Consider the following 18,490-nt stretch of genomic DNA (forward strand, 5'->3'; position numbering starts at 1 on the left):
ACAGAGCAAACGCGGTAACGTGGGAAGGCGGCTGGCTTTTGGCTTACTATCCGGCGCCCCTCAACCTCCCCCGGTACGGCTAAAGCCGCAACATCCCCGCGCGCTGCTTGATGCGCAGCATCATCTGAGGAGGGGCGTTGTCGGTCTGTTACGCCACCGCGTGCTGGCTGGTGTCCTCGGCGGGTTCTGGTTTCGGGTTGGCGTGCTTTTTCTTGGCCGTGGCGAAGTACGAATACATCACCGGCACGATGTAGAGCGTCAGGCCGGTGGCAAATACCAGGCCGCCCACCACGCCGATGCCCATGGCGCGGCGGCTCAGCGCGCCGGCGCCGGTGGCAATGGCAATGGGCATGATGCCCAGAATGGCGCACAGCGAAGTCATCAGGATGGGACGGAAGCGGGTGGCGGAGGCTTCCACCAGGGCTTCGAGGTAGTGCACGCCCTGCTCGGCCCGCTGATTGGCAAACTCCACGATGAGGATGCCGTTCTTCGTCACCAGGCCGATGAGCATGATGATGCCAATCTGCGAGAAGATGTTCAGGGTCTGGTTGAAGTACCACAAACTCAGCAGGGCCCCGGCCAGGGCCAGCGGCACCGTCACCATGATGATGGCCGGGTCCTTGAAGCTCTCGAACTGGGCCGCCAGCGTGAGGTAAATCAGCAGCAGCGCGAGGCCGAAGGCGAAGACCAGCGAGGAGGAGCTTTCCTGGAAGTCGCGCGAGGTGCCGGCCAGCTCGGTGGAGTAGGTGTCGTCGAGCAGCTTGTCGGCAATGGCCTGCATGGCGGCAATACCGTCGCCCACCGTCTTGCCCTTGGCCAGGGAAGCCGAGAAGGTAGCGGCGTTGTAGCGGTTGAAGCGGTAGAGCTGCGGGGGCGTGCTGCTTTCCACCAGGCGCACCACGTTATCGAGCTGCACCTGCTCACCGCGGTTGTTTTTCACCGAGAGCAGGCGCACGTCCAGCGGCTGGTTGCGGTCCTCGCGGGCCACCTGCCCGATGATCTGGTACTGCTTGCCCTCCCGCAGGAAGTAGCCGTAGCGCTGCCCCGAGAGGCCGGCCTGCAGCGTCTGCGAAATATCCTGCACCGATACGCCCAGGCTCTGCGCCTTGTCGCGGTCGATGATGATGCGCAGCTCGGGCTTGTTGAACTTCAGGTTCACGTCGGCAAACTGGAAGGTCGGGTCGGCCTGCGCGGCGGCCAGAAACTGGGGCACGATGGTGCGCAGCTTCTCGAAGTCCTGGTTTTGCACCACGAACTGCACCGGCAGCCCGCCGCCGCCGCCGCCCCCACCGCCCCCGCCGCCGATACTCTGGTCCTGCGACACCGAGGCGCGGGCAGCCGAGAACTTCTTGACCATGCCGCTGAGTTTGTCGGCCAGCTGCTGCTGGGTGACGTTGCGCTCATCCGGGTCGGTGAGCAGCACGCGGGCAATGCCGGAGTTGGCCCCCGAACCCGAGCCGGGCGACGTCACGGCAAACACGCTGCTCATGGCCGCGCCGGTCGAGTCCATGGCCGCCTGCTGCATCTGCTGCATGTACTTGTCCATGAACTCAAACGAGGAGCCTTCCGGGGCCGTGGCGCTGATGTTCACGCGCGAGCGGTCCTCAATCGGGGCCAGCTCCGAGGGAATGGCCTTCACGAAAAAGAAGATGCCGCCGATGGTGGCCGCCACCATCAGCCAGGCCCAGATGCGGCGGCGCAGAAACGCCTCCAGGCTGTGCTTGTAGCCGTTGGTCAGCGCCTCGAAGAAGGGCTCGGTCTTGCGGTAAAACCAGTTGTGCGTCTCGGTGCGCCGCAGCAGCCTGGACGACATCATCGGCGTCAGCGTCAGCGACACGAAGGCCGAAATCAGCACCGAGCCGGCCACCACGATGCCAAACTCGCGGAACAGGCGGCCCGTGATGCCCGACAGAAACACCACCGGCAGAAACACCGCCGCCAGCACCACCGTGGTGGAAATGATGGCGAAAAAGATTTCATTCGAGCCCTTGTGCGCGGCTTCCATGGGCTCTTCCCCGGCCTCGATGCGCGAGTAGATGTTTTCGAGCACCACGATGGCGTCGTCGACCACCAGACCGATGGCCAGCACGATGGCCAAGGTGGTGAGCACGTTCACCGAGAAGTCGAGCAGGTACATCACGAAGAAAATACCCACCAAGGACACCGGAATGGCCACCATCGGGATGATGGTGCTGCGCCAGTCGCGCAGAAAGAGAAAGATGATGACCACCACCAGCACGAAGGCCTCGAAGATGGTGTGCTTCACTTCGTTCAAGGACTTGCGCACAAACTGCGAGTTGTCGAAGCCCGGGGTGATTTTCAGGTCTTTGGGCAGGTCGGTGCTCAACTGCTTGACGCGCTTGTTGAAGGCGTCGGCAATGTCAATCTGGTTGGAGCCCGGCTGCGGAATCACGGCCACGCCCACCTGCGGAATGCCGTTGACGCGGAACAGCGTCTGGTCGTTTTCGGGGTAGAGCTCGGCGTAGCCTATGTCGGAGAGGCGAATCAGCGAGGTGGAGTCGCGGCGCAGGATGAGGTTGTTGAAATCGGCCTCGGTGGTGAGGCGGCCCATGGTGCGCAGGGTGAGCTGGGTGCTGCTGCCCTGCACCGAGCCAGAGGGCAGCTCCACGTTTTCGCGCGTCAGGGCCTGCTGCACCTCCGTCGGCGACACGCGCAGGGCGGTGAGCTTCACCGGGTCGAGCCACAGGCGCATGGAGTAGCGCCGCTCCCCGAAGATGCGCACCTCCGACACGCCCGGAATCGTCTGGATGCGCTCCTTGAGCACGTTCACGGCGTAGTCGGTCAGCTCCAGCAGGCTGCGCCGGTCGGAGCTGAGGTACACCATCATGATGGGCTGCGAGTCGGCGTTGGCCTTGGTCACCGTGGGCGGATCCATGTCGCGCGGCAGGCGGCCCTGGGCACTCGATACCTTGTCGCGCACGTCGTTGGCGGCCGTTTCCAGGTCGGCCTCCAGGTCAAACTCGACGGTGATGCTGGCCCGACCGTCGCGCGAGGTCGAGGTCAGGTTCTTGATGCCGGCAATGCCGTTGATGCCTTCTTCCAGCGGCTCGGTCACCTGCGACTGAATCACGTCGGCCGAGGCGCCGGTGTACGAGCCCTGCACGGTGATGATGGGCGGGTCGACGCTGGGGTACTCGCGCACCGAGAGGTAGCGGTAGCCAATCACGCCGAACAGCACGATGACCACGCTCATCACGATGGCCAGTACGGGCCGGTCGATACTGGTGGAGGATATACTCATAGCAGCAATCTGCGGTAGGTTCTAGTGGGAAAAACGAGGCGGCTGGGGCCAGCTCGGCAAGCAAAGCGCGAGGCTGAACATCAGCCGCCGAGCAGCTTCACAAAGCGCTTGGACTGCTCTTCGTAGCCCTCGCGCCGGTAAAAACGGTGCGCGGCCTCGCGCGCAAAGCCGCTGGTTATTTCGATGCGCCCGCAGCCCCACCCGCGCAGCACCTGCTCGGCGGCCTGCAGCAGCAGCCGGCCCAGGCCCTGGCTGCGCAGCTCCTCGGCCACGGCCAGCGTCACCACGCGGCCGTCGGGGGCGCGGTGCAGGAAGGGCATGCGGTGCAAATGCGCGTAGCCCACCACCCGTCCCTGCAGCGCCGCCACTAGCACCTGGTCGCCGGCTGCCGTGAGTTCGGCCAAGCGGCGGCTGAGCACCACGGCCTCTGTGGGGTAGCCCACCGAGGCTACCAGCGCGGCCAGCGCCGTGGCATCGTCTGGCGAGGCAGGCCGGAAGGTGACTGCGCTAACGACAGCGGGAGTGAGGGCGTTCATCAGGGAGACGTTGCGGATAGGGGCCAGTAGGGGAAAAGCGGCACTTACGGGTTGCTCTTCTGAATCTTCACCTTGTCGCCGGGCTTCACCTGCAGGATGCCGGTGCGCAGAATCGTGTCGCCCTGGGCCAGCCCGTCGGTAATCTGAATCACGCTTTCCGAACGGATACCAATCTTCACCGGCTGCCGCTCGGCCTTGCCGCCCTTCACCTTATACACGATGTAGCCCGAGGCTTCCGGCGACACCGACTCGGTCGGAATCTGAATGGCCTCCTCCACCTGCCCGATCTGCAGGTTCACCCGCACGAAGGCGCCGGGGCGCAGCTCCTGCTTGTCGTTGGGGTAGATGGCCCGTACGGACAACGTGCGCGAAGTCGGGTCGATCTGCGGATTGATGGCGTAGACCTTGGCGTTGTACTTCTTATTCGACGCTTCGTCGAGCACCTGCACCTGGTCGCCCACCTTCACGGCCGCGGCGTAGCGGCCCGGCACGGCAAAGTCCACCTTCACCGGCGACACCCGCGAGACGGTGGTAACGGGCGTATTCGGCGACACGTAGGCGCCCACCGAGAGGGTGCGCAACCCCACCACGCCGCTGAACGGCGCCCGCACGTAGGCCTTGGCCAGTTGGGCCTGCAAGAGGCGCAAATCGGCCTGGGCCGTGAGCAGGGCGTTGTTCGACTGCTCGTATTCCTGGGCGCTGATGTACTCCTTTTCGAGCAGGGTGCGCTGGCGCTTTTCCTGGTCGGAGTAGAGCTTGATGTTGTAGCGCAGCTTCTGCAGCTGGGCCTGAATTTCGTCGGCGTTGATGGTCAGCAGCAGCTGCCCCTTGCTCACCGGCTGGCCCTCCTTGAAGTTCAGGCTGGTGATGCGCCCGTTGATTTCGCTGCGTACGGTCACTTGCTCGTCGGCCAGTACCGAGCCGGTGGCGGCCACCGCGTCGGTGAGCTTGGTGGACTGCACCACGTACACCTGCACGGGTACCGGCCCACCGCCGCCCCGGCCGCCCTTGGCACCCGCGCCGCCGCCGGCAGCCCCTTTACCACCGCCGCCCTTGCCGCCTTCGGCCGATTGCGAGGGGAAGTACTTGATCTTCACGAAGGCCAGCGCCGCCACCACCACCGCGGCCAGCAGCCACCAGCGCCAGGCGCCGCCGGAGCGGGGCCGGTCGGGCTCGGTCTGGTGGTGAACGTTCGGGGAGTCGGTGAGCGGCTCGGTTTGGGGCATGACGAAAGAATAAAAAACAAAACGGCCGGGCTTAGCACCGGCCAGACCAGCTACAACAGCGGCGCGGCCCTGGAAAGTTTGCCCGGCGGCGCGCAAACTTCCGGCCAGTTCACGGACAAGTCCAGTAGACCCAAAAAAAGCCTGCGCGTTGCAGGCTTTTTCGGGGAAAGGGCGGCCCGGCCGTGCGCCGGGCAGTATACGGCGTTACATGGCGCGCTGGTTGATGTAGCCCTTGGCTAAATCATTCAGCTTGGTATCAGTGAGTTGTTCTTCCTGCAGCGTCTGCGACAGGAGCGCCGCGGCTTCGGCGTGGCCCAGCCGCTCGGCGTAGTGCCGGGCGGTGCCGTAGCCCGATATTTCGTAGTGCTCCACGCGCTGGGCGGCGGCAATCAGGGCCGCGTCCTTCACCTCGTCGGTGGCGTCTTCGCCGATGGTCTGCTTGCCTTCGGCCACCAGGCCCTGCATGGCCTTGCAGGTGTGCCCGCCCAAATCGATGCTCAGGCTGCGGCCGATTTGCTCCAGGCGCGACACCTGGTCCTGGGTTTCCTGCAGGTGCAGCTGGAACGCCTGCTTCAGGCGCGGGTCGCGGGCTTCGCTGGCCATGTCGGGCAGCGCCTTGACCAGTTGATTTTCGGCACTGTACAAATCTTTCAGTTGTTCGGCGAACAGGTCGTCGAGGGTATTGAGTTTGCCTGCAAAGAGACTCATGATAAGGGGTGTTTGGGGTGAGAAAGGAAGAGGCTTTGAGCGGCAACTCCCTCTGCTTACGGCCCCCATTGCGCCGGGGTTGAAACGGTCGAGCTGGCTTGAAACCGGTACTGTAGAGCTTCAGCGCCCGGTTCTGGTCCTGGTCGTGTGCATCGAAGATGCGGCCGCCGCTGCGCTTTGCGGGCGGCGAGGGCAGCCCGTTTCGGGTGCCTTGCGGCCTTGCCGCCGGGGTTGCGTACCTTGCAGGTTGCATGCCACCCCGTAGTCCCCGCCGTACCGCCGCTCCGTTGCTCCCGCTGGCGCCCGTGCCTTTGGCCGAGCTATTGCGCCGCGTGCGCGACGTGCTGCACCTGGCCTTCGACGACGCCTACTGGGTGACGGCCGAAATTGCCGAAATCACGCTGCCCCGCTTCGGCGCCGGCCACTGCTACCTCACCCTGACGGACCCCGCCCCGGGCCCCGGCGGCACCGAGCTGCGCACCCAGGTGCGGGCCACCATCTGGCGCAGCCGCTACGAGCTGCTCGGCCCGCACTTCGAGCAGCAGACCGGCCAGCCCCTGCGCGCCGGGCTGCGCGTGCTGGCCCGCTGCCAGGTGCGCTTTCACGAGCAGTACGGTCTCAGCGTCGACGTCATTGCCCTCGACGCCTCCTACACCGTGGGCGACCTGGCCCGGCAGCGCCTCGAAACCATTGCCAAGCTGCAGGAGCGCGACCTGCTGGCGCGCAACAAGCGCCTCGCGCTGCCGCTGGCCCCGCAGCGCTTGGCCGTCGTTTCATCGGCCACGGCGGCCGGCTGGCAGGACTTCGTGCAGCAGCTGGAAGAAGCGCCCTACGCCTTCGACGTGGCCCTGTTTCCGGCCCAGATGCAGGGCCAGGACGCGCCCGCCAGCATCCTGGCCGCGCTGGAGATGATCCGGCGCCAGCGCGCCGATTTCGACGCGGTCATCATCATCCGTGGCGGCGGCTCCCGCACCGATCTGCTGTGCTTCGACGACTTCGGCCTGGCCGCCGCCGTCGGGGCCTTTCCGCTGCCCGTCCTCACCGGCATCGGCCACGACCGCGACGAGGCCGTGGTGGACCTCACCGCCCACACCGCCCTCAAAACGCCCACCGCCGTGGCCATCTTCCTGGTGGAGCGCCTGGCCCGGCTCGACGCGGCCTTTGATGGCTACGGCGTGCGCATTCACGAGCTGATGCTGCAGCAGCTGGCCCAGTACGGGGCCGGGCTGGAGCGCCTGGGCCGGCAGCTGGTGCAGGCCAGTCAGGGCCGCGTGGCGGCTGAGCAAGCCGCCCTGCGCCAGCGACTGCGCCGCGCCACCGAAGCCCCCCGCGAAGCCCTGCTGCGCGAAGCCCGCCAACTGACGGCCCAGCGCCACCAGCTGCAGCGGGCCGCCCGCCGCGCCGTGGAGGGCCAGCGCCGCTACCTGCGCCACCTCGGCCGCGAGCTGCTGCGGCGCTGCCGCCGCCAGCACCAGCGCCGCCGCGAAGCCCTGCTGCGCCGGCGCTACGAGCTGGAACTAGCCGCCGTGCGCGCCACCGCCCGCCACGCCCTGGCCCTTTCGGCCGCTACCACCCGCCACGCTGCCCTCGACCCCGTGCCGCTGGCGCGGCGCGGCTACCTGCACGCCGACAGCCTGCAGCCGCTCACGCCCGCCACGCCCGCCGGCACGGTGCTGGTGCTGCAACTGCCCGCCGGCCCGCTGCCGGTGCAGGTCATCAACCCCGCCGCCCCGCGCCTGCCGTTCTAGGAACATCACGCGGCCCTTTTGCCCGCTGCGGCAGCTCACCGACTACCCCATACCGATTACTACCTGACATGCCTGACCAACAACCCGCCGCCGACCGCACCTACCGCGACGCCATTGCCGAGCTGGAAGTGCTGCTGCGCCGCCTCGAAACCGAATCCGTGGACGTGGACGACCTGACGGCCAGCGCCGAGCGTGCCGCCGAGCTGATCCGCTTCTGCAAGCAGCGCCTGCGCACCGCCGAAGCCACCCTGGACCGCGTGTTCGACGCGCTGGACGAGGAGGACGCCGACTCCGTGGGCAACGATGCCTGACCGGCAACCGGTGCGCTGCTGATCCTTGGCCGTCGGTATACGTTCCGGCCGCCCTGCCGCGCCGGGCTTGCCCGTGGCCCCGGCCCCGCGCGGGCTGTTTCTGCCCGGCTCCACCAGCCGCTTCGCCGCCGAGGCCGGAGGGGCGGTGGGCGTGGGTCGGCTGGCGTGGGCGGAATAGGGAATAGGAGAATACCACCGCTTCAGGCCGGCTTACAGCACCAATAATATTATTCCTCTTATAAGTATGTATATATATTTGGGCGCCTGTGTCAGGCACCGACCCCTTTCTACTCTCACCTGTTTACCAACAACCCTATGGCGTTCAACGGCGACGAAGGCAGCCTGATTCCGATGGCGGAAGGCGTGGAAATGACCACGCAGTACCGCGAAGCGTCCTACAGCAACAACCTGTGCGTATTCTTTGGCAAAACGCTGCTCAACGAACTGCTCGCCCAGCCCAATGCCCAGGGGCTGCGCTTCTACTTTGCCCTCAACGCGGACAACAAGCTCACGCTCGTAACGGTGGCCGCCGACAGCGAGGGCAAGGACATTCAGGCCAAGGTGGGCAACAAAGGGGAGCCCTGCCCCAGCACTTGCTGCACCGCCAGCCCGCTGTGCGGGCATGTCGCATGATAAAAGCCTAAATTTGGCCAATGGATGCGCCAATACCCACGCCCGGATGGCTGTTTACGTTCCGACACGTGCTTAATTACATAAGCAGCTTCGGCGTAATCATTCCCTTAGCCATCGGCCTGTGGTATTGGCGCACCCTCTCGCTGCCGGCCAGGATTATCGTCGGGTATTTTGGGTTCTGGACGGTGGAAGCCGTGGCAGACCGCCTGAGCCGCACGTTTCTGCACACCAATATGTACCTCTACCACGTCTCGGTACTGGTGGAGACGTGGCTGCTGGGCTGGGCCTATTACCACGTGTACGATGCCAAGCCAGTGCGCAAGGCCATGTTGCCGGTGGGCCTGCTGTTCACCCTGGTAGCCGTTGCCGATGCCACCGTTATTTCCGGGCTGCATAGCCTCAACGCGGTGGCGCGCGCGGTGCAGGTCGCGCTGATGCTGGCCATGATCCTGATCTATTTCGAGCAGTGGATGCGGGAAATACGGCCGGAAAGCCCCTGGCACAACTTTATGTTCATCGTCAGCGTGGGGCTGGCCGTTTACTACGCCGGCTCCGTGATGAGCTACCTGCTGCACCCCGCCAACGGGACGCTGGCATCGGCCATTATGAGCGTTATTATCGATGGCTCCTACATCATCAACCTGGTGCTGATGACGCTCGGCCTCTGGCGCGAAACGCGCCAGCAATCCAGCACCAACTACGACTCGAATATTTTTGCCTAGCGTCCCGGTCGCCTGCGCGACGCCCGCGGCGAAACGGGCCTCAGCGCTACGGCCGCGGGACCGTTGCGGGCGGATGCCGGAATTATTGAATTGATAGCAGGATAATTTGGCTTATTATTGCTCGGCTAGGATATTGCGACTGGGAAAAGACGGCGGCTTCCGTTACATTTAAGTTCCCGAAGCGTCCGAACACCTTCCGCGTCGGCTTATCGGCCGCTTAAGGTCAGCAAGCAAGCGCGGCTGCCAGGCCCGTTATTCGTGGTTTTTCCGGGTCCTGCCATAATGAACTCCCTGCTTATGTCCCTGATGCTCGTCACGCCGGTACTGCTGATACTGGCGCTGGGCATCGTGGGCTTTGTGCTGCGCTACCAGCGCCGGCTGCTGCAGCAGCAGGAAGAGCTGCGCCGCGAGCGGGAATACGCCCAGGCCCAGGCCCTGGAAGCCGCTCTGCTGGCCCAGGAAGAGGAGCGCCGCCGCATTGCCGGCGACCTGCACGACGCCGTGGGCACCATGCTCTCTATCGTGAAGCTGCACCTGAGCGGCCTGCCCGAGTCGGCCACCACGGTGGAAATGACGGCTATGCTCGACCAGGCCATTTCCGAGGTGCGCCGCATCTCGCGCAACCTGCTGCCGGCCGTGCTCCAGAAATTCGGGCTGGCCTTTGCCGTGGAGGCCTTGGGCCGGGCCGTGCCCGAGGGCGGCCCCCGCGTGCTGATTCAGCAGCTGGGCGAGCCGCGCCGCCTGCCCCCGCACCACGAGCTGGCCGTGTACCGCGTGGTGCAGGAGCTGCTCGGCAACGGCCTCAAGCACGCCCAGGCCCGCCAAATCACCGTACGCCTGGAATACGGCGACCACCGCCTCGCCATCGAATACGCCGACGACGGGGTGGGCTACAACCACGCCGCCATCGAGGCCATGGCCACGCCCGATACCCGCACCGGGCTGGGCCTGACCAACCTGCGCAGCCGGGTGGCCGTGCTCCGGGGCGTGCTCCGCCACGAGTCGGCGCCCGGGGCCGGTACCCGGGTTTGGATTTCCTTCCCGGCTGCCTATCTTCCTTCTCTCCACACCACCCCGGCGGCAGCTGCGCCGCTCTCCGTTTCGCTTACCTCATGAGTCCAACTCCCACGATCCGGCTAGCCATTGCCGACGACCACATCCTGTTCCGCAAGGGTTTGCGCGCCCTGCTGACGGGGTTTGACGAGATGGAAGTGCTCTTCGAAGCCGGCGACGGGCAGGACCTGCTCGAACGGCTCGACTCGGTGCCCGTGCGCCCCGACGTGATTCTGATGGACCTGCAGATGCCCATCCTCGACGGGCTGCAGACCACCCGTCTGCTGCGCGTGCAGTACCCGCAGGTGCGCGTCATCATCATCTCCATGCACGACGAGCCCGAGCTGATTGAAAGCCTAAAAAGCGAAGGCGCTTTCGGCTACCTGCTCAAAAACGCCAGCCCCGAGGAAATGCGCCGGCTGATTTATGCCGCCGTGGGCCGCAAGGTGACGGCCGCGGTGTAACTTCCCGGACCCGCCTGAGCCCGCCCTGCCTGGTTGTACCAACCGGGTAGGGCGGGCTTTTCGTTGGGGGGAGCGGCCGTGCCCTCCGGGGCAGCCGGCTCAGGGCTGCAGCTCCGTGCTCGGGTCCCAGAACAGGCGCGGGAAATCCTGCACCTGGTCGTCGACGACGCGCACGCCTTCGGCTTCGAGTGCGTCCTGCATGGCCGTGGGCGCGCCGAAGAACTGCTTGCCGGTAAGCAGGCCGAGGCGGTTGATGACGCGGTGGCAGGGCACATACTCCGGGCCGCTGAGGGCGTGGGCGGCCTGCATGGCCCAGCCCACGGTGCGGGCGCCCTGCCGGCTGCCCAGGTAGCCGGCAATGGCGCCGTAGGTGCTGACGCGGCCGGGCGGAATCAGGCGCACCACCTCGTACACGTCGTGGAAGAAATTGCGGTGCTGCTCGTTGGGCTGCTTCATGGCAGGGCGAAGATAAGCGCGGGCGGCTTGGGGCGGCCCCGGGCCGGGCGCGGCTGAAGCAGGGAAACGGAGCGCCGGGCCGGTAAAAATCAGCGGCTGTGCCTACCTTACCAGCCCAATTCCCACCATCATCACCGCTTTTCTCTCCATTCCTATGAAAAACCGCAACCGCGCGGCGCTGGTCGCTACGGCCTGGGGCGCCCTGGCGCTGGGAGGCTGCGCCTCCAGCTCCAAGACCACCACGGCCAGCACCGCCCCCGCTTCGCAGCCTACTGCCAGCGCTACGCCGACCCAAGTTGCCGAGACCTTCCCGCAGGGCACCGGCCTGAACGTGAGCAACATCGACAAGGCGGCCTCGCCCTGCCAGGACTTCAACCAGTACGCCTCGGGCAACTGGTACAAGAACAACCCCATTCCGGCCGCCGAGGTGCGCTGGGGCTCGTTCAACGAGCTGGCCGACAAGAACAACGCCGTGATGCGGCAGATCTTGCAGGAGGCCGCGGCTAACCGCAGCGCCGCCAAGGGCACCAACGCTCAGAAAGTGGGCGACTACTACGCCACGGCCATGGATACCATGGCCATCGAGAAGGCCGGCATTGCGCCGCTGAAGCCGGAGCTGGACCGCATCAGCGCCATCAAGAACCTCGACGGGCTGCAGATTCAGATTGCGCGCAGCCAGCAGCTGCAGACCGGGGCGTTCTTCAACACCTACGTGGGGCAGGACGACAAAATCAGCTCGCAGTACGCCGTCAATATCTCCCAGGGCGGCCTCTCGCTGCCCGACCGCGACTACTACCTGAAGGACGACCCGCGCTCGAAGAACATCCGCTCGGCTTACCAGACCTACCTGGTGAACACCTTCAAGCTGGCCGGCGACGCCGACGCCACGGCCAAGAAGAATGCGGCCACCATCATGCGCCTGGAAACGCGCCTGGCCAAGGCCTCCAAGAGCCGGGTGGACCTGCGCGACCCGTACGCCAACTACAACAAGATGACGGTGGCGCAGCTGCAGCAGAAGTACCCCAACCTGAACCCCAAGCACATCCTGGAGCACCTCGAGCTGAAGGCGGTCAAGGACGTGATTGTGGGCCAGCCGGCCTTCTTCCAGGAGCTGAACACCATGCTCAAGCAGGAGCCCCTGGCCGACCTGAAGACCTACCTGCGCTGGCACCTGGTCACCTCGATGACCTCGGCGCTGCCCCAGGCCTTCAACGACGAGTCGTTTAAGCTCACGCAGGTGCTGACCGGCGCCAAAAAGCAGCAGCCCCGCTGGAAGCGCATGAACCGCGCCACCGACGGCGCCCTGGGCGAAGCCTTCGGCCAGCTCTACGTCGACAAGGCCTTCACCCCGGCCACCAAGGCCAAGGCCATGACGATGGTGCAGAACATCAAGGAGGCCATGGGCGAGCATATCCAGCAGAGCGACTGGATGAGCGACGCGACCAAGAAGGAAGCCATGAAGAAGCTCAACGCCTTCACGGTGAAAATCGGCTACCCGGACCAGTGGAAGGATTACTCGGCCCTGACCATCTCGCGCGACTCCTACCTGCAGAACGTCATTGCCACGCGCCTGTGGAGCTACAAGGACAACACCAGCAAGTTCGGCAAGCCCATCGACCGCAAGGAGTGGGGCATGACGCCGCCCACGGTGAATGCCTACTACAACCCGGCCATGAACGAAATCGTCTTCCCGGCCGGCATCATGCAGCCCCCGTTCTTCGACCCGAACGCCGACGACGCGGTCAACTACGGCGGCATGGGCGCCGTCATCGGCCACGAAATCACCCACGGCTTCGACGACCAGGGCCGTCAGTACGACGCCGAGGGCAACCTCAAGGACTGGTGGACCAAGGAAGACGCGGAGAAGTTTGAGGCCCGCGCCGCCGTGGTAGGCAAGCAGTACGACGCCTTCACCCCGCTCGACTCGGTGCACGTGAACGGCAAGCTCACAATGGGCGAAAACCTGGCCGACCTCGGCGGGCTGAACATTGCCTACACGGCCCTGCACAAGGAGCTGAAAAAGCAGTACCCCGACGGCAACTACCCCAAATACGACGGCCTGACGCCCGACCAGCGCTTCTTCCTCTCGTGGGCGCAGGTGTGGCGCACCAACGCCCGCCCCGAGTACCTGCGCCAGCAGGTGATGACGGACCCGCACAGCCCGGCCCAGTTCCGCACCAACGGCCCGCTGATGAACATGCCGCAGTTTTACGAGGCCTTCGGCTGCAAGGACGACGCGAAAATGATGCGCGCCCAGGCCGACCGCGCCAAGGTGTGGTAGGGTTTTTAATTGCTAAATGGCCGAATGATCAAATGGCTGAAAAAGGCGGCCCGCACCATGCGGGCCGCCTTTTTTGTTGGCTGCCGGGGGGCTGAACCCGTACAAACGGCGCCGGCCCGTCGGCCGGGCCTTTTCTTTGCGTGTATGAGTAAATCCGTTGCCGCTGCGGCGGCCCTGCTGCTGGTGGGCCTGGGCGCCTGCCAGTCCGAAACCAAGTCCGGGCCGGCGGCCACCGCGCCGGCCCAACCCGAATCGGCCCCGCTGGCCGTGCCCGCCCCGCCCGCCGACCGCACCGCCGAGTACCTGACCGATCCGCGGGTGGGCGACGTGCTGGTGGTGCGCTTCGTGGCCGAGGGCAGCGCGGCCGAGCAGTTCTATTTCTACCAGGTGTTCCGGCTCGGCGGCGACACGGTGTACACGCACCCGGCCCGCCAGCCCGTGGCCTCGCCCGCGGCCGATGCCAGCCGCCCCGACGTCTTCGCCCCGGAAGCCATCCGCGCCTTCACCCGGCGCGAGCTGCAGGAGTTCCGGCAGGAGTCGCCCGCCGATCCGCAGCACTCCCGGCTGGTGCAGGTGCGCAGGGAAACGAGTGATTAGGGGGCAGGTGGAGGGAGGTAACACGTAACACGTAACAGTTTCGTTTTTTTTAACCTGTTACCTGTCACGTGTTACCTCATCACCTGTTACCTATTTCACCACCTCCACCTTCATGGTCACGTCTTTCTCGGGCCAGTTGTAGGGGTCGACGGGAACCTGGTTGATTTTCTCGACTACGTCCATGCCTTCGATGACTTCGCCGAAGACGGTATACTGGCCGTCGAGGGCGGGGGCGCCGCCTTCGGTGGCGTAGGTTTTCAGCTCGGCGGGCGTGAGCTTGCGGCCGGCAATGCTCTGGGCCTGCTGCGGCGTGTATTTCTGGCCCACAGTGAAGTAGAAGTCGTGGGAGGAGGAGAGCTTGCCAGGGTTTTTCTCGTCGTCGTAGCGGGCCATGCCCAGGGCGCCGCGGCGGTGGAAGTGGCCGGGCCGGAACTCGGGCGGAATGTGGTATTTGCCCAGCTTGATTTCGCGCTTGTCGGAGTTGCCGCCCTGCACCACGAAGCCCTTCTCGACGCGGTAAAACACGGTCTGGTCGAAGTAGCCCTTGTTGGTGAGCAGCAGAAAGCTGGCCCGGTGCAGCGGGGTGTCTTCGTAGAGCTTCACCTTCACGTCGCCCAGGGAGGTGCGGAAGAGCACCTGCGTTTCGGGGTGTTCCCGGCCGTAGGCCGTCAGCAGGCGCACGGCGTTGGAGTCGCGCATGGCCGCCAGGTCGGGGCCGGGAATGACGGGGGCGGCGGGCGCCGGCTTTTCCTGCGCGGGCGGGGGCTGCTGGTTGCAGGCGGCCGTCATCAGCAGGCCCAGGGCGGCCGGCAGCAGGGGAGGGAAGGAGCGGGACATAGGCAAGAAAAATCCCCCGAACCCACTGGTGGGCCCGGGGGACAAACATACGAGGCAGCCGGCCGTCCGGCAGCGGATTGGCGGTGCAGGTGGCGGCCGCCGAGGCTATCAGAGCTTGATGCCGAGCTTCTTGGCAATGTCCTTGAACATATCCGGGTCGTAGTCCTCGGCGCCGGGCGAGTTCAGCTGGGGTTCTTCTTCCAGGTCGGGGTAGGGCACGCCCTCCACCGAGCCCTGGATCAACTCCAGCGGCTGTCCGTCCTCGGGGTGCGGGCCGTTCCAGATCAGGCCGGCCTGCTTGTAGTCTTCCTGGCTGAACGTGTAGAGCTTCAGGTGGAGCCCCTTGGCCTCGTGCTTGCGGGCTTCCTTGAACATCTTGTTGCTCAGGTCGGGCACGGGTACCAGCTTGGTCACTTCCACGCCGGTGAGGTATTCGAGGGCGCGGGCGTAAGCCACCACGTGCACCCCGCCGCGCACCAGCAGGTAGCCCACCATTTCGCGGGCCGTGGGGTCAGTTACCATCGAATACGCCCGGATTTTGTTGGCGCGGGCGCCGCATTCGAGAAAGAAGTTGTGCAGCAAATCCAGCTTCAGGTTGCCGGAATTGTGCACGTACTGCCCGGTCCAGGGGTTGCCCATCGAGTCGTAGGGCATGGCGGCCTGGTTGCTGCTCAGGAAGTGGTAGCTGTTGCGCGCGTCCACGGCGCTGTGCAGCGGGCCGTTTTCGGGGTCCGGGTCGCGCTTGGTGGTGCCGGTCAGCAGCAGGTTGATGGCGTACGAGACGGCCTCGATGTGGCTGTACTCTTCGGCGGCAATGCTGGCCACCAGTTCGTAGAACGGCCGCAGCCGCTTGCGCCCCCGGAAGTTAAATGACTGAAAAGTGTAGTTCATCAGCGTCGACATCTCGCCGTACTTGCCGCCGAGCAGCTCCTGAATGGCAGCGGCGTCGTTGGGCGAGGCATTCTTGGGAGTGGGCAGCTCCAGGGCCAGCCGATCAATGCGGTGAATCATGGGTAGTGGGGTTACGGTTGTGGATGAGGCAACGGGAAATACAAGGCGGCCCTAAGGCTAACGCCTGGGGGCGGCATCGGTTATAGTCGAGTAAAGCAAAAACGCCCCCGGAAACCGGGGGCGTTGGGGGCTAAAACGGGCAAATGCCGGCGTCAGGGCTAGTCGCCGAAGGGGTCGTCGGATTTTTTCTCTTCTTTTTTCCCTTCGTCCTTCTTCACCTTGGTTTTTTCCTTCTGCTTGGGCGCGTCCTCCTTTTTCTCCTTCACTTTCACCTTGGCCGGCTGGTCGGCGGCGGGTTTGGCGTCGGCTTTCGGGGCGGGGGCGGCGGGGGCTTTCGGGGCGGCCTCGTCGGCCACGTCGGCCGGGTTGGTGGGGCCGGCCTCGGGCTTCTGCATAGCCAGCAGCAGGCTCTGGTCCACCAGCTGGTTTTCCTTCCAGGCCTTGAGCTGGGTGTCGAGCTGCTCTTTTTCGTCCTTGCTGAGCTTGCCCGGGCGCATGAGCTTGTTGAGGTCGGGGCTGCCGGCGTCTTTCCAGGCCGTGTACCAGAACGAGGCCACCATCGTGGGGGCGCCCTTCAGGCGGTAGGCCACCATGCCGCCCACCTTCTTGTTGTACTCCTTGGCAAACTCGTCGGAGTAGGAGCGGCGGGTCTTGCCATACTTGTGCGAGTAGGTGTACTTCTTCTCGGTGCTGAACTTCTTGTTGATTTCGGCCTCGATGTCGAAAGTGGCGCCGAGGAAGCCGTAGGAGTTCTGCAGCACCGTCCAGATGGCCGCCTGCGGGTCCTTCAGGTAGTCGGCCTTCTCCGAGTCCAGCTTGTACTGGGCAATGAACAGCTCGGGCAGCTTGGATTCCCACAGCGAGTGAATGCCCTGCTGCTTGGTGAGCTGCCCGTCGTAGTTTTCGGTGGTGTGCAGCGGCACGAAGGCGTCGGCCACGTAGTGGTCGAGGTCGGCCGAAAGGGCAATGATGGCGGTGGTGTCGCCCTCTTTGAAGGCCTCGGTGAGCTTTTCCTTCACCTCCAGCACCGTCCAGGGCACGGTGCCGTACTTCTTCAGCGTATCGGCCGTGTACTTGGCCGTGGCCTTGTCGTAGGCTTTCGGCATCAGCCCGAAGGGGTTGTCGCCGTAGTGGTCCATGTCGATGAAGTGCTTGGTTTCCTCCGTCGGGTCGTCGGCGCGGCGCTCGTCCGGGGCGGTGCTCAGCTTCACCAGCTGGGCCATGTGCCGGAAGTAGAAGTTCTGCATGCCGCTCGGCAGCGCGTACACGGCCACCTGCGTGATGGTGCGGTGGCCGAAGAAGCCCCAACCGGGCGAAATTACCGGCACGAGCAGCGCCAGCGCGAGAGGAAGTAAAGCTTTTTTCATGGGCGGAAAGCCGAAGGTGCAGTCAGGCGGTTAAAGTTCGGGAATTTTGGGTGAGAGCTAACACGTGACACGTAACAGGTAACAAGTATTCGGTTTAGGGCGTTGCGCAACGGGCAGAAACGGGTAAGCCGGGCCTTACCTTCCCGCCAACAGCAACCCGTGCCCGCGGCCCATCACGTGTCTCTTGTGCCCTGTCACTTCAAACCTGTCGCGTGTTGCTTGTCACCTGTTACCAGAAAGATGAACGACAACATTTCCAAGAAAAAGCCCAGCTACCGCATCGGCCCCGGCCTGCGCCAGTACCTGCACCAGTACGACCGCGAAACCCGCCTGCCCGTCACGTACGCCGACCTGCTGCGCCACACCGGCTCCTTCCCCCTGCTCGACCGGCAGGGCCACGACACGCTCTGGGAAACCGTGCAGTACGAGCCCCACACCCTGCTGGAGCTCAGCCAAGGCCTGACCGAAGTGTACGCCCGCCTGAAAACCGACGGCGACCTGTCTTTCACCGAGCACCTCATTGCCGACCGCGTCGATTACTGCCGCTTCGGCAACTCCAACCCGTTCCGGGTGCGCATCGTCAACCAGTTCAACGACAACTACGACTACTTCTACGTCAAGCGCGCCGATGCCTCCCGGGTGTACGGCCTGGAGCTGGAGCACCTGCTGAGCCCGAACAGCATCAACTTCCTGGTGGCCGGCGACACGCTCATCGAGGAGCACATTGCCGGTATTCCCGGCGACGATTTCATCAAGACCCGCCTCGACCGGCCCCACCTCAACCAGGTGCGCATTGCCAAGGAATTCGTCAAGTTCAATGAGCGCTGCTTTGCCCGCCTGCTCGGCGACATGCGCTCCTACAACTACGTCATCGACGTGACGCCCGACTTCGAGGACGAGCAGTACCGCGTGCGCGCCATCGACTTCGATCAGCAGAGCTACGAGGGCCACAAGGCCATGTACCTGCCGCAGTACTTCAAGGACAACCGCCCGGTGGTGGACCTGGTGCGCCGCCTGCTCTCCCCCGAAACCATCCGGCAGTACCAGGTGGAGGAGCGCGCCCTGATGGCCCGCCGCGCCCGCGCCGAGCGGTACCGCCTCAAGGACCTGGTCGACTGCATGCGCCAGGAGGAACTCTCGCCGCCCGACAAGATTGCCCAGCTGAAAAAGGAGCTGAACCTGCACCACCAAACCCAGGAATTCGACCGCTGCGACTCCATTGGCGACGTGGTGCGCCTGAACCTGCGCCTGGTGCTGGGCCGCCCGCGCAATCAGTGA

At 65.0% G+C, this 18,490-nt stretch carries 17 protein-coding genes; 9 read left to right on the top strand and 8 right to left on the bottom strand.

Annotated features, from left to right (window positions below; all coding sequences use genetic code 11):
* Window positions 1–148: 148 nt before the first annotated feature.
* The 4 genes from DLM85_RS14455 to DLM85_RS14470 all read right to left on the bottom strand — a co-directional run bounded on the left by DLM85_RS14455 (window position 149) and on the right by DLM85_RS14470 (window position 5,732).
* Window positions 149–3,262: an efflux RND transporter permease subunit gene (locus tag DLM85_RS14455; protein ID WP_111478818.1), complete on the bottom strand. Its 3,114-nt coding sequence runs from the start codon at window positions 3,260–3,262 to the stop codon at window positions 149–151.
* 80 nt (window positions 3,263–3,342) lie between these two features.
* The gene (locus tag DLM85_RS14460) at window positions 3,343–3,798 is read right to left on the bottom strand and encodes a GNAT family N-acetyltransferase (RefSeq protein ID WP_111478819.1); all 456 of its coding nucleotides are present in this window, start codon (window positions 3,796–3,798) and stop codon (window positions 3,343–3,345) included.
* A gap of 44 nt (window positions 3,799–3,842) precedes the next feature.
* Complete coding sequence (locus DLM85_RS14465; protein WP_111478820.1) at window positions 3,843–5,024, bottom strand: efflux RND transporter periplasmic adaptor subunit; 1,182 nt, start codon at window positions 5,022–5,024, stop codon at window positions 3,843–3,845.
* 204 nt (window positions 5,025–5,228) lie between these two features.
* The gene (locus DLM85_RS14470; RefSeq protein WP_111478821.1) at window positions 5,229–5,732 is read right to left on the bottom strand and encodes a YciE/YciF ferroxidase family protein; all 504 of its coding nucleotides are present in this window, start codon (window positions 5,730–5,732) and stop codon (window positions 5,229–5,231) included.
* Window positions 5,733–6,043: 311 nt separating this feature from the next.
* On the opposite strand from DLM85_RS14470, the gene xseA reads away from it, so the two are divergent.
* From xseA to DLM85_RS14500, 6 genes are all read left to right on the top strand, one after another.
* Window positions 6,044–7,480: an exodeoxyribonuclease VII large subunit gene (gene xseA, locus DLM85_RS14475; RefSeq protein WP_165822143.1), complete on the top strand. Its 1,437-nt coding sequence runs from the start codon at window positions 6,044–6,046 to the stop codon at window positions 7,478–7,480.
* Window positions 7,481–7,548: 68 nt separating this feature from the next.
* Window positions 7,549–7,791, top strand: coding sequence for an exodeoxyribonuclease VII small subunit (gene xseB / locus DLM85_RS14480; protein WP_111478823.1), 243 nt, complete (start codon window positions 7,549–7,551; stop codon window positions 7,789–7,791).
* A 315-nt stretch (window positions 7,792–8,106) separates the two neighbouring features.
* Complete coding sequence (locus DLM85_RS14485; RefSeq protein WP_111478824.1) at window positions 8,107–8,424, top strand: hypothetical protein; 318 nt, start codon at window positions 8,107–8,109, stop codon at window positions 8,422–8,424.
* A gap of 68 nt (window positions 8,425–8,492) precedes the next feature.
* Window positions 8,493–9,146 carry a hypothetical protein gene (locus DLM85_RS14490; RefSeq protein WP_111478825.1) on the top strand — a complete coding sequence of 218 codons (654 nt, stop codon included), beginning with the start codon at window positions 8,493–8,495 and terminating at the stop codon, window positions 9,144–9,146.
* Between the two features lie 282 nt (window positions 9,147–9,428).
* Window positions 9,429–10,262: a sensor histidine kinase gene (locus tag DLM85_RS14495; RefSeq protein WP_111478826.1), complete on the top strand. Its 834-nt coding sequence runs from the start codon at window positions 9,429–9,431 to the stop codon at window positions 10,260–10,262.
* The gene (locus DLM85_RS14500; protein ID WP_111478827.1) at window positions 10,259–10,663 is read left to right on the top strand and encodes a response regulator; all 405 of its coding nucleotides are present in this window, start codon (window positions 10,259–10,261) and stop codon (window positions 10,661–10,663) included. The genes DLM85_RS14495 and DLM85_RS14500 overlap by 4 nt, the downstream gene beginning before the upstream one ends.
* A gap of 99 nt (window positions 10,664–10,762) precedes the next feature.
* On the opposite strand, the gene DLM85_RS14505 is transcribed toward DLM85_RS14500, so the two are convergent.
* Entirely contained in the window at window positions 10,763–11,119 is a 357-nt protein-coding gene (locus DLM85_RS14505; protein ID WP_111478828.1) for an MGMT family protein, read from the bottom strand.
* A gap of 154 nt (window positions 11,120–11,273) precedes the next feature.
* On the opposite strand from DLM85_RS14505, the gene DLM85_RS14510 reads away from it, so the two are divergent.
* Window positions 11,274–13,400 carry a M13 family metallopeptidase gene (locus DLM85_RS14510; protein WP_111478829.1) on the top strand — a complete coding sequence of 709 codons (2,127 nt, stop codon included), beginning with the start codon at window positions 11,274–11,276 and terminating at the stop codon, window positions 13,398–13,400.
* Window positions 13,401–13,544: 144 nt separating this feature from the next.
* A complete protein-coding gene (locus DLM85_RS14515) occupies window positions 13,545–13,997 on the top strand; it encodes a hypothetical protein (RefSeq protein ID WP_111478830.1) in 453 nt (150 codons plus the stop codon).
* 90 nt (window positions 13,998–14,087) lie between these two features.
* On the opposite strand, the gene DLM85_RS14520 is transcribed toward DLM85_RS14515, so the two are convergent.
* From DLM85_RS14520 to DLM85_RS14530, 3 genes are all read right to left on the bottom strand, one after another.
* On the bottom strand, window positions 14,088–14,834 hold the full coding sequence (locus DLM85_RS14520) for a peptidylprolyl isomerase (protein WP_111478831.1): 747 nt from the start codon (window positions 14,832–14,834) through the stop codon (window positions 14,088–14,090).
* A gap of 108 nt (window positions 14,835–14,942) precedes the next feature.
* The gene (locus DLM85_RS14525) at window positions 14,943–15,845 is read right to left on the bottom strand and encodes a manganese catalase family protein (RefSeq protein WP_111478832.1); all 903 of its coding nucleotides are present in this window, start codon (window positions 15,843–15,845) and stop codon (window positions 14,943–14,945) included.
* A gap of 158 nt (window positions 15,846–16,003) precedes the next feature.
* Window positions 16,004–17,212 carry a zinc dependent phospholipase C family protein gene (locus DLM85_RS14530; protein ID WP_111478833.1) on the bottom strand — a complete coding sequence of 403 codons (1,209 nt, stop codon included), beginning with the start codon at window positions 17,210–17,212 and terminating at the stop codon, window positions 16,004–16,006.
* A gap of 240 nt (window positions 17,213–17,452) precedes the next feature.
* On the opposite strand from DLM85_RS14530, the gene DLM85_RS14535 reads away from it, so the two are divergent.
* Entirely contained in the window at window positions 17,453–18,490 is a 1,038-nt protein-coding gene (locus DLM85_RS14535) for a hypothetical protein (protein ID WP_111478834.1), read from the top strand.

Source organism: Hymenobacter edaphi, assembly GCF_003258365.1.
GTDB classification, from domain to species: Bacteria; Bacteroidota; Bacteroidia; order Cytophagales; family Hymenobacteraceae; genus Solirubrum; species Solirubrum edaphi.

Bases quoted from the DNA above. Each gene is read 5' to 3' on its own strand.
- DLM85_RS14455 (WP_111478818.1), bottom strand. From the start codon at position 3,262: ATGAGTATATCCTCCACCAGTATCGACCGGCCCGTACTGGCCATCGTG.
- DLM85_RS14460 (WP_111478819.1), bottom strand. From the start codon at position 3,798: ATGAACGCCCTCACTCCCGCTGTCGTTAGCGCAGTCACCTTCCGGCCT.
- DLM85_RS14465 (WP_111478820.1), bottom strand. From the start codon at position 5,024: ATGCCCCAAACCGAGCCGCTCACCGACTCCCCGAACGTTCACCACCAG.
- DLM85_RS14470 (WP_111478821.1), bottom strand. From the start codon at position 5,732: ATGAGTCTCTTTGCAGGCAAACTCAATACCCTCGACGACCTGTTCGCC.
- xseB (WP_111478823.1), top strand. From the start codon at position 7,549: ATGCCTGACCAACAACCCGCCGCCGACCGCACCTACCGCGACGCCATT.
- DLM85_RS14485 (WP_111478824.1), top strand. From the start codon at position 8,107: ATGGCGTTCAACGGCGACGAAGGCAGCCTGATTCCGATGGCGGAAGGC.
- DLM85_RS14495 (WP_111478826.1), top strand. From the start codon at position 9,429: ATGAACTCCCTGCTTATGTCCCTGATGCTCGTCACGCCGGTACTGCTG.
- DLM85_RS14500 (WP_111478827.1), top strand. From the start codon at position 10,259: ATGAGTCCAACTCCCACGATCCGGCTAGCCATTGCCGACGACCACATC.
- DLM85_RS14505 (WP_111478828.1), bottom strand. From the start codon at position 11,119: ATGAAGCAGCCCAACGAGCAGCACCGCAATTTCTTCCACGACGTGTAC.
- DLM85_RS14510 (WP_111478829.1), top strand. From the start codon at position 11,274: ATGAAAAACCGCAACCGCGCGGCGCTGGTCGCTACGGCCTGGGGCGCC.
- DLM85_RS14515 (WP_111478830.1), top strand. From the start codon at position 13,545: ATGAGTAAATCCGTTGCCGCTGCGGCGGCCCTGCTGCTGGTGGGCCTG.
- DLM85_RS14520 (WP_111478831.1), bottom strand. From the start codon at position 14,834: ATGTCCCGCTCCTTCCCTCCCCTGCTGCCGGCCGCCCTGGGCCTGCTG.
- DLM85_RS14525 (WP_111478832.1), bottom strand. From the start codon at position 15,845: ATGATTCACCGCATTGATCGGCTGGCCCTGGAGCTGCCCACTCCCAAG.
- DLM85_RS14530 (WP_111478833.1), bottom strand. From the start codon at position 17,212: ATGAAAAAAGCTTTACTTCCTCTCGCGCTGGCGCTGCTCGTGCCGGTA.
- DLM85_RS14535 (WP_111478834.1), top strand. From the start codon at position 17,453: ATGAACGACAACATTTCCAAGAAAAAGCCCAGCTACCGCATCGGCCCC.